This is a genomic window from Nitrobacter sp. 62-23 (assembly GCF_001897285.1).
In the GTDB taxonomy this organism is placed as follows: domain Bacteria; phylum Pseudomonadota; class Alphaproteobacteria; order Rhizobiales; family Xanthobacteraceae; genus Nitrobacter.
Window position 1 is genome coordinate 68,326 of record NZ_MKSM01000129.1, and the last position, 8,765, is coordinate 77,090.

The 8,765-nt window shown below is 65.0% G+C and carries 6 protein-coding genes; 3 read left to right on the top strand and 3 right to left on the bottom strand.

Features of this window, described 5'->3' with window-relative positions; translation table 11 throughout:
- Positions 1 to 30 precede the first annotated feature (30 nt).
- From BGO16_RS15530 to BGO16_RS15540, 3 genes are read right to left on the bottom strand one after another with little or no spacing between them, the layout of a single operon-like run.
- On the bottom strand, positions 31 to 1,119 hold the full coding sequence (locus BGO16_RS15530; RefSeq protein ID WP_292619841.1) for a lipocalin-like domain-containing protein: 1,089 nt from the start codon (positions 1,117 to 1,119) through the stop codon (positions 31 to 33).
- The gene (locus tag BGO16_RS15535) at positions 1,109 to 3,568 is read right to left on the bottom strand and encodes an ABC transporter permease (protein ID WP_292619842.1); all 2,460 of its coding nucleotides are present in this window, start codon (positions 3,566 to 3,568) and stop codon (positions 1,109 to 1,111) included. The genes BGO16_RS15530 and BGO16_RS15535 overlap by 11 nt, the downstream gene beginning before the upstream one ends.
- Complete coding sequence (locus BGO16_RS15540) at positions 3,565 to 4,248, bottom strand: ABC transporter ATP-binding protein (protein WP_292619843.1); 684 nt, start codon at positions 4,246 to 4,248, stop codon at positions 3,565 to 3,567. Before BGO16_RS15540 ends, BGO16_RS15535 begins: the two co-directional genes overlap by 4 nt.
- A 286-nt stretch (positions 4,249 to 4,534) precedes the next feature.
- Between BGO16_RS15540 and BGO16_RS15545 the strand changes: the two genes are divergently transcribed.
- The 3 genes from BGO16_RS15545 (at position 4,535) to BGO16_RS15555 (ending at position 8,686) form a co-directional block, all read left to right on the top strand.
- Positions 4,535 to 4,822: a hypothetical protein gene (locus tag BGO16_RS15545; RefSeq protein WP_292619845.1), complete on the top strand. Its 288-nt coding sequence runs from the start codon at positions 4,535 to 4,537 to the stop codon at positions 4,820 to 4,822.
- Between the two features lie 120 nt (positions 4,823 to 4,942).
- Complete coding sequence (locus BGO16_RS15550) at positions 4,943 to 6,136, top strand: hypothetical protein (protein WP_292619846.1); 1,194 nt, start codon at positions 4,943 to 4,945, stop codon at positions 6,134 to 6,136.
- 456 nt (positions 6,137 to 6,592) lie between these two features.
- Positions 6,593 to 8,686, top strand: coding sequence for a 3-hydroxyacyl-CoA dehydrogenase NAD-binding domain-containing protein (locus BGO16_RS15555; RefSeq protein WP_292619847.1), 2,094 nt, complete (start codon positions 6,593 to 6,595; stop codon positions 8,684 to 8,686).
- Positions 8,687 to 8,765 lie beyond the last annotated feature (79 nt).

The following is an 8,765-nucleotide window of genomic DNA, read 5'->3' on the forward strand; positions in this document are numbered from 1 at the left end:
TGGATCGCGCGTTTGGCCGGGTGGCCTCGGTTAATAACCCGTCATTTCAAGGTAGCCGACGCCCTGGTGGGTACCGGTGAAGCTGATCGGACCCTCCCAATAGGAAAAGCGCGTCCCCATCCAGCTTGCCGGATTCAGCGGGACGGTTTCGATCGCCAGCCCGTGATCGCGAACGGCGATGCGCCAGTGTGTCGGCAGCTTGCGGCCCGCGACCTCGGTTGTCGCAGTCGGCGTCATGGCGATGGAATTCGCAGACAGCACGACCGATCGCCCATCCGCTTCGATCCAGTTGCCCGTCAGATAGGGCTCGCTTTGGTTTTGCCGCAGCCGATACAGCATCAGTTTTTCGCCGCTCTCAAGGTGCAGCGAGAACCAGTCCCAACCGGTCTGGTCGGAGGCCAGCGGCTGACTGCTCCATTCGCGGTCCATCCAGGCCTGTCCGCGGACGTTCGCGGACTTGCCGTCGATCGTGAGGGTCCCGTTCGCCGTGAAAAACGGCTGGCTGTAGTAGTAGGACGCCTGTCCGCGCTCGGATTTCACGCTGTAGCCCGCATCGCCTTCGAGCACGAGCGGCCGCGTCGCATCGAGTCTCAGCGCGTAGCTGAAATCCGCGCCCGATGCGTTGACCTGGAGCGGCGCTATCTTGATCGCCGACATCGGATCGAGTCCGCGCATCTGCCAGGAATCGATCCATGCGCGAAAGGGCTCCGCTTCCACGCCGGCCTGGCCGACGCCGCCGCGCGCAAAGGTTTCGCTGTAGCGGTGGGTGTCGGCGCGGGTGACGGCGGCATGGCCCATCCAGATCTGCTGGCTCGCCCAGCCATCGCGCTGCGGTCCCGGCTGCATCGCCTGCCGGAACAAGGTCCACTGCGCGCCGTATGCGTTCTTTTTTTCGTCGCTGAGATTGGCGGTGAGGTACCACCACTCGATGCGATAATCCGGGTGCGGGCCGTGATCGGCCGGAAACACGAAGCGCCGGCCCGGCGTGACGGCGGCAAATCCGGACGTATCGACCCCAAGCCCGGCGAACCCTTGCGCCAACGCGGTCTTTCGTCCGAATCCGAGAGCGGCCAGTCCCGTCGCAAATGCGCGTCGCGAGAGTCGTGCCCTAACGCTCATCGGCAAACACCTTGATCAGCGCCGCCGGCGGCATGCGTATCAGCCTGATGACCGGCATCAGCATCGCCAGCAGCGACGCCAGCATCGCGACGCCGAGAAGCTCAGCCAGATGCAGCGGAAAGACATGGAGCGGCAGCCGCCAGCCGAATGCCCTGACGTTGACCACCGCGATCAGGCACCACGCCACCAGCAAGCCCAGCGGCAGCGCCAGCAGCGCGGTGAAGAACGCAATGGACAGCGTCTTGAGAAGCTCGATGCCCGCCAACTGTCGCCGGGTCAGGCCGATCGCCCATAACGGCGCGAGATATGGAAGGCGGGAGTTGCTCAGGGTTAGAAGGCTGGTCAGCAGCGCGACGCCGGCCACGCCGAGGGTGAACGTGTTCAGCGCGGCCGTGACCGTGAAGGTCCGGTTAAAGATTTGCGTCGATTCAGCCTTCAGCGTGGATTGATCCGAGAGCCGGCTCTCGTCGAGATGGAACGTCTTGCGCATGTCGTCGACCAGCGGCGCGATCTTGCCGGGTGTCACGCGCAAACCGAATCGGGTTCGCGGCAGGTTCGGAAACCGGCTTGTGAACGCATCGATGTTGACGGCGATCTGCCCTTTGGGGTTGCCGTAGTCAGCGTAGATCGCCGCAATACTCAGGGGCCATGTGCCGTCAGGCGTGCTGACATCGAGCCGGCCGCCCAGCCGCAGGTTCAATCTGCGCGCGAGCTGTTCGCTGACCAGCGCCGCTCGACCGGACTTGACCTCGTCCCAGGCATCGGGTGCGGACTCCAGCAATGGCCAGTGGTCGCGATAGGTGGCGTGGTCGGCGAGGCCGAGAACTTCCACGGGCCAGCCGCCGATCTCGATCTCGGCCCGGCCGCTCGGCAGGATCGCGGTGACCTCCGGCCGCGCGCGCAGGCTTGCCTGAATGTCGCGCGCCTGCGCGTCGTCGCGCGCGTTGACGTACACATCCGCGGCGAGCCGGCCGTCCAGCCATGTGGCGAAGGTCCTGCTGAAGTTTTCGACCATGGTCCCGACGCCGACATTGACCGCGAGCGCCAGCAGCAACGCCATCAGCGCTAGCGACAGCCCCGGCAATTGCTCGCGGCTGTCGGCCCAGAACCACGTCGCCAGCGGACCGCGCGAGCTTCGCTCGCCGATGCGCAGCACGCATGCGAGCAGCACGGGAAGCGCCAGCGCGGCGCCAAGCAGCAGCGCCGCCAGAACCGCGAATCCCGAGATCAGCGAATTACCGCCGATCAGCACGGCGATCGCCGCAACCAGCATCGCGAGCGCCGCGATGCCTTGCCAGCCGAGCCATCGCTGCTGCGTTTGCAGGCGGGCATAAGGCTGCGCCATCGCGAGAACCGGAGCGCGGATCGCTTTCAAAAGGCTCGTCGCCGCAGCCGCCAATGTCCCGACAGCGCTCATCGCAAGGCCTGCAGCCCACCAATGCGGCGTCAGCGTCAATTCGCCGGGAATCCGGGCGCCATACAACCCTCGCAGGCTGGAGGCGACATCGGGCAAAAGCGCCGCGGCGATCAGATAGCCGCAGACCAGCCCGATCAGGCCGGCCACGAGCGCCACCATCAGCAGCTCAACCAGCAGCATTCCGTTCAACATCCGGGACGACACGCCGCAGGCCCGCAGGGTCCGGAGTATCGGCATGCGCTGCTCGAAGGCGAGACCGATCGCGGAATTGACGATGAAGAGTCCGACGAGAAATGACAGCAGGCCGAAGGCGCTCAGATTGAGATGGAAGCTGTCGGTGAGACGCTCCAGATCGGTTTCGGCGTCCGGCGCAACGTATCTCAGCTTGTCGCCGGTGACGGCCTCGAGCGGCGCGCGCGGGCCGCGCGTCCGACCGATCAGCAAGCGCGAAAGCTGATCCGGCAGGTGAAGAATGTTTTGCGCCATGCCGATATCGAGGACCATCACGCCCGGTGCGAGCTGCGCCTGAACCTTGAGAGGCGGCAGCAATGCGCCTCCGTCTGTTCGAAGGGCCGTGCCTTCAGCGGCGTCCAGATCTCTCAATGTTTCCGGCGCGACCAGAGCCTCGCCCGGCGGCGCGATGAATGTCTGCAGATCCGAGGTTCTGATCGATGGAATCGATCCCGCCTCGGCCGGGAACGTGACCGGCTCGATCCCCAACAATCGCAATGACCGTCCTTCAACACGGACACGGCCTTCGAGCACGGGCGAGACCGGCCAGCCTGCCCGGCGCAAATCGACGAAGAGTTTTTGGGAGAATGTGGAATCCTGTCCGACCAGCATCGCTGGTCTTGCGCCCCCGAAGACCGCCGCGGCCCGATCGTAGCTGGCGCGGGCCTGCTGGTTCAGCGCCTGGACGCCGCTCCACAACGCGGTCGCGGAGATCAGGCCGACCATCAGGGTCGCCAACTGCGTCGGATGCCGGCGCCAATGGCTGAGCAGAACGGCGAGGATCCATAACCCCTGTTTCACGCGATCAATCCGGCGCTGAGCAGGACCTGCCGGTCCAGCGTCGCGGCGATCCGCGCGCTGTGGGTGACCATCAGGAAGCCGCATCCGGTTTGCCTGATGAGATCGCGTGCCAGGTTCATGACCTCGTCGGCCGTTGCTTCATCGAGGTTGCCGGTCGGTTCGTCGGCGAGGAGCAGCGGCGGCCGGACCGCAAGCGCGCGGCCGATCGCAACACGCTGCTGCTGGCCGCCCGAGAGTTGTTCGGGATAGCGTTTCAGCAGATCGCCGAGACCCAGCCGGTCGACAAGTTCGCTTTGCCAGCGACTGTCGTGACGCCCGGCGATGCGCGCCTGAAAAGCCAGATTGTCGGCGACGGTGAGCGAGGGGATCAGGTTGAACTGCTGGAAGACCAAGCCGAGCCGGTTCCGGCGAAGCGCAGCGCGGCCCCGGTCCGCCAGTGCCGTCACCTCCGTGTCGTCGAGCCGGATGGAGCCGCCGTCCGCCCGATCGAGGCCCGCGATCAGGTGCAGCAAGGTGCTTTTGCCGCTTCCCGACTCGCCGGTGAGCGCGACGCTCTCGCCGGCGTCGACGCGCAGGCAGGCGCCGCGAAGAACGGCGATCCGCTCCTGTCCCGAACGGTAGGTTTTGCTCAGGTTCCGGACGTCCAGTAGGGGTGCTTTCGAGGCTGTCGGGACGCACATCTGGCTTTCTGTCTCCGCCCCGATCCGGCAGGTCGATATCGGCTGTTCATATCGCGATGCCGATGCTTACCGCGACAGCGATAACAAGTCTGCCGCGATCAAGTTCGAGTGTGGACGTCGCCGGCCCGTTCGCCATCACCCGTCCAGCCAGTTCGAAACCCAAGAGGGCTGCCTGGGGCAAGGGGCGTGATCAAGGGACGTGTGAGTGATGTCACAGCCCTTGCGCGTGTGAGCCGTCCATTGTCGGGCGTCGCATCGGGCGACGCCAAAAGGAAGGATCACCATCATGGCCAATATCGACCATAAACAAGGAACCTATTCGATTCCCGCCAATTCGAGCCAGCAGTACACCTTCTGGTGGGGGCGGGATTCGAAGGCACCCAACGAGTTTTTCGACGTTTCGATCGCGCCTCACCTCGACAGAAATCATTCAACGATGGAACCCCTGCATGAAACGGACAGGGCCGTCTACTGGGATCACCGTGGAGGCGTCGGGGTCGTGCTGATCCTGACCTTGCAGAATCGCAACAATTTTCCGGTCACGTTTGAGGCCAATCACGTTCGCATCTACTGACATGGCGGGACATGGCCGGTCGCGTCGACCGCGCGGCCGGCTGTCGCAACCGTGATCGCTCCGTGGTCTTATGCGAGATGCCTGTGATGACATCCGCCGCGGGCTTGCTAAACAGGCCGAATGTCGAGCCAAGCGATTCGCCGCTGCAACCGGATCATCGTCTGCGCGCTATTGTTTGCGCCGCTGGCCGTCGTTCCCGCGAACGCGGCTCCCGAGGGGCTGCGTGGCGCGATGGCGCCGGCCGCGACTCCGGCAGCCATTGCGGACTATCGCCGCAAGCTGAGGGTTTATCAGGAGGCGCGCGCCGCATTCGAGGAAGAGGCCACCGCCTACTGGAACGCGATCGCCGACAAACGGCGCATTCGCAACGCCAAGAGGCGCGAGCGCCAGCCCGTCACGCTCGACGACTACGTGCTGACCCATCCGCCGCTCTATGCCGGGCCGTCGCGCCCAGTCAATCCGGAGCCGGAAGAGGAACATCCGCCGCGTCAACGTAAATACATTCCCGTTGTTGCCGATTTTCTGAAGGCAGCCGCAGAGCAGTTCCAGTTCGTGCCGCAACGTCCCCGCACCGAAGCGGAGTTCAAGCGCGCTTATGCGCAGGTGGCGCGCGCCTCCGGCCTGACGAAAGAGCAGGCGGTTCGGGTCTATGCGTTCGAGACCGGCGGCAACGGCAATCACGACATGCAATCAGGTCTCAGTTCGTCGCGGCCGGGATCGCGTGCGATCTCGACCGCGGTCGGCTACAATCAGTTGCTCACCACCAACAGCGTCGAGCTGCTTGCCGAGCAGGGCCCCGACATCCTGCGCGCGCTCGATGAAAGGGCGGCGCGGCTGTCCGGAGCGCAGCGGACGGTGGTGGAGCGCAAGATCGCGGCGGTCCGGCGGATGGTGGCCTATGCGCGCTCGGTGCCCGATACCTGGAGCGCGCATGCGAAGCTGGCCGATACGCCGAAGGGCTGGGCGGTCCATGCGCTGGTGCTGGATATCGACGTCGGCCCGCTGTTGCAGACCCACAAGCTCCTGACCTCCGTCGTCTTCGCGCGCAACAAGGGCTACACGCGTCCGCTGACCGCCGCCGAACTGGAAATGATGAATCTCACCGGCGATGGCACCGGCCTCGACATGGTGACGATGCCGCAGGCGATGCGGGAACGCGTGCCGACCTCGAATTTTTTCCAGCGCCTGGGCTATGAGCGCAATCCGGTCGCGATCCGCAACAATACGGTGGCCAAACTGCTGGCCGTCACCGACGCCCGGATGGACAGCAACAGCGCCAAGCCGGGCGCACGGGAACTCGCGGCAGCGTTCTGACCATAGCGTTTTCGAGCAACGCACGTCCTCGAGGATGGATGTGGGGCGGGTAAACAAAGCGCGTCAAACCAAAAATTTTGACGCCCCGCTTCTGATTCCATCAGAACGAAAAGGCTCCAGTTAATCGCCCGTCTCCGCGCCGAGGGTATCGCCGAAGAAGACCCATCGTCCGTTCTTGAACTGCATCACGAGCGGCTTTTGACGCGATCCGGGACAGTCTGCCTGTTCTCCTCGGCCAAACGCGAAACCTTCCCGCTATCAGTTCTCTAGTCCCGGTTTTAGAATGTGGCGCCGCGATCCAGCGCGGCCTCGAATTCATTACCATTGGCCCGCGCGTTTTCCCGATTGCCAAGCGGGCCGTCATTGGGATGAAATGAAACAGCGCGTCGAGGTCTGCGAGCGTAAGGACAGCGCATCCGCTCGCGAACTCATTCGGAAATCTCCGGGGGGAACGTCGTGAGCGAAGTGGTCGAGCTTGAGCGTCACGGCGAGATCGCTGTCGTCACGGTCGACAATCCTCCGGTCAACGCATTGAGTGCGGCGGTTCGCCGCGGTATTTTGCAAGTGGTGCGGACGGTGGTTGCCGATCCCGCGGTGAAGGCGATCGTGCTGAGATGCGCGGGGCGGACCTTCATCGCCGGCGCCGACATCACCGAATTCGGCAAGCCGCCGCAGCCGCCGGCGCTCGCCGAGGTGATTGCGGCGCTTGAGAATTCTCCGAAGCCGATCGTTGCCGCGATCCATGGCACCGCGCTCGGCGGCGGCCTCGAGGTCGCGCTCGGATGCCACTTCCGCGTCGCCGTGAAGGAGGCGAAGCTCGGCCTGCCCGAGGTGAAACTCGGCCTGCTGCCCGGCGCGGGCGGCACCCAGCGGCTGCCTCGCGCCGTCGGTCCCGAGCTTGCAGTCAGGATGATCGTCGGCGGCGAGCCGATTTCGGCCACCGACGCGCTTGAGCAGGGGCTGATCGACGCGATCGTCGAAGAGCCCGCGGCGGGCGGCGAGGCATTCGCGCGCAAGATGCTGGCGGAGAATCGTCCGCTGCGGCGGCTGCGCGACGACGACAGCAAGCTTGAGGCGGCGAAGGCGGACCGGTCGGCCTTCACCGATGCAGTGGCGAAGATGACCAGACGCGCGCGGGGCCTGGAGGCGCCGTTCGCGGCCGCTGATGCCGTCGGCCTTTCGCTCGATACGCCGTTCGACGAGGCGCTGGAAAAAGAGCGCGAGCTTTTTCTCAAGCTGATGAACGGCGACCAGTCGAAGGCGCAGCGCCATGCTTTCTTTGCCGAACGCGAGGCTGCAAAGATCGCCGGCGTTCCCGAAGGGACCAGACCGCGCAAGGTCGAACGCGTCGCCGTCATCGGCGCCGGCACCATGGGCGGCGGCATCGCGATGTCCTTCGTCAGCGCCGGAATTCCGGTGACGTTGATCGAGACGGCCGACGAGCCGTTGCAGCGTGGCCTCGCCATCATGCGCAAAAATTTCGAGGCGAGCGCGGCGCGCGGCGGCATCGCGGCGGACGAGCCTGCGAGGCGCATGGATCTCGTCACCGGCGCGGTCGGCCTCGAACATATCGGGGATGCGGATCTCGTCATCGAGGCGGTGTTCGAGACCATGGCGGTGAAGAAGGAGGTGTTCGCCGCGTTCGACGCGCACGCCAGACCGGATGCTGTGCTGGCCTCCAACACCTCCTATCTCGACATCAATGAGATTGCGTCGGCCGCCAAGCGACCGCAGGACGTTCTCGGCATGCACTTCTTTTCGCCGGCCAACGTCATGCGGCTGTGCGAGATCGTCCGCGGTGCGAAGACCGCGCCCGAGGTTTTGATGACGGCGGTTGCGGTCGCCAGGCGCATCGGCAAGGTGCCGGTGGTCGTCGGCGTCTGCGACGGCTTCGTGGGTAACCGCATGCTCGCCGCCCGCATTGCCGAGGCGGACAAGCTGCTGTTCGAGGGCGCGCTGCCGCAGCAGGTCGATGCCGTCGTTACCCGCTTCGGGATACCGATGGGGCCGTTCGCGATGCTCGATCTCGCCGGGCTCGATATCGGCTGGCGCTCGCGCAAGGATCGCGGCATCACGTCGGAAATCGCCGACGCGCTGTGCGAAGCCGGTCGGTTCGGACAGAAGACCGGCAAAGGCTATTACAGGTATGAGAGCGGATCGCGCGCGCCGCTGCCGGATTCCGAGGTCGAAAGGTTGATCCTCGACACCTGCGCACGGCTCGGTTGGACGCGGCGGGCCATCGGCGATGACGAGATTCTGGAGCGCATGAATTTCCCGATGGTCAACGAGGGCGCGCGCATTCTCGAGGAGCGTATCGCGGCGCGTCCGGGCGACATCGATGTGGTCTGGCTCTACGGTTACGGCTGGCCGGTCTATCGCGGCGGCCCGATGTATGATGCCGACCGGATCGGCCTGAAATACATCGCCGATCGTCTGGCGTTTTATGCGATCGCCACCAATGATCCATCGCTTGAGCCCGCGCCGCTGCTCAGGCGCCTTGCGGCCGAAGGCGGGACCTTCGCCTCGCTGGCCGACAGGAAGGCGCCGTGATGATGACTGCAATGAGAGCCCCACAAGGTTGACAGGAGATTGCCGTGACCGAAGCCGTGATTGTTTCCACCGCCCGCAC